Genomic DNA, 1,192 nt, shown 5'->3' on the forward strand with positions numbered 1-1,192 from the left:
CCCCCACGACCCCGCCGACAACCCCTCCGACGACACCGCCGACAACCCCTCCGACGACACCGCCGACAACCCCTCCGACGACACCGCCCACCACGACCCAGGCGCCGGTCACCACGACCCAGGCGCCGGTCACCACCACGCAGGCGCCGGTGACGACGCAGGCGCCGGTGACGACGCAGGCGCCGGTGACGACGCAGGCGCCGCACACGCAAACGCAAACGGTTCCGACGCAGACGATTCCGACGCAGCCGCACACGCAACAGCCGGTGACCCCGCAGCAACCGGTGAAACCGCTGCTGCCGCACACGCAGCACTGATCGTGGCCTGACCCGATGCCCCAGGATTCGGTCACGGTGGTGCTGCCGTGTCTCAACGAGGAAGAGTCGCTGCCGGGGGTGCTGACGGCGATCCCGGCCGGTTATCGGGCGCTGGTGGTGGACAACAACAGCACCGATGAGACCGCGGCGGTGGCTGCCCGGCATGGCGCCCGGGTGGTCGCCGAACCGAGGCCCGGCTACGGCGCCGCGGTGCATGCGGGCGTCGTCGCCGCGACCACCCCGATCGTCGCGGTCATCGATGCCGACGGCTCGATGGACCCCGGTNGGAAACATAATCTCCGTTCGGACGACGCGGCAGTGCTGAGAACGTGTTCGGTTCCACGGTGACCCTTGAGGTTTGCCAACCCGGTTACGCTGCGCTCACAGGCGAACGTGTCGCCCGAATGACTGTTACTGCCGACGGTATCGCAGTGTAATGATGCCGGGACATGCTGGTTGTGGGGTAGCCGGCCGAAGGAGAGCCTGGATGGACGTCGTTTTGGGGGTCGCGGTCACGGGTCCCGTTGCCCGCCTGGCGCTGGTCGGGTCGGGCGCGCAAGGTTCGGACGTGCTCGACCAATCCGTCGTCGACCTGGCCGACCGCCCGGTCGAGACGCTCACCCAGACGGTGGCCGGGACGAGTCGGCTGCTGGCCGACGAGAACCACCGGCTTGTGGGCACCCGCCTGTGCTGGCCCGACGCCGCCAAAGCCGACCAGCTCCGCCGGGCGCTCGAAGACTCCGGCGTCCACAACGTCGCGGTGCTCTCGGAGTCGCAGGCGGTGAGCGCGCTGATGCGCGCGGCGGGACGCGCCGGCGGCGTGCTGGTGGTCGGCGACGAGACGGTGACGCTGTCGGTCGTGGATCCGCGCGCCG

Annotated in this window: 1 protein-coding gene and 2 pseudogenes; 2 read left to right on the forward strand and 1 reads right to left on the reverse strand. The window is 70.3% G+C overall.

Going from position 1 to position 1,192, the window contains the following annotated elements; all coding sequences use genetic code 11:
• A partial coding sequence (locus tag BN4348_RS60640) for a hypothetical protein (protein ID WP_096866038.1) occupies positions 1-208 on the reverse strand: 208 nt, incomplete at its 3' end.
• Between the two features lie 124 nt (positions 209-332).
• On the opposite strand from BN4348_RS60640, the pseudogene BN4348_RS01800 reads away from it, so the two are divergent.
• Positions 333-602: pseudogene (locus tag BN4348_RS01800) on the forward strand (glycosyltransferase); the annotation flags it as partial.
• 202 nt (positions 603-804) lie between these two features.
• Positions 805-1,192: pseudogene (locus BN4348_RS01805) on the forward strand (hypothetical protein); the annotation flags it as partial.

This window comes from Mycobacterium interjectum, assembly GCF_900078675.2.
Taxonomy (GTDB): Bacteria; Actinomycetota; Actinomycetes; order Mycobacteriales; family Mycobacteriaceae; genus Mycobacterium; species Mycobacterium interjectum.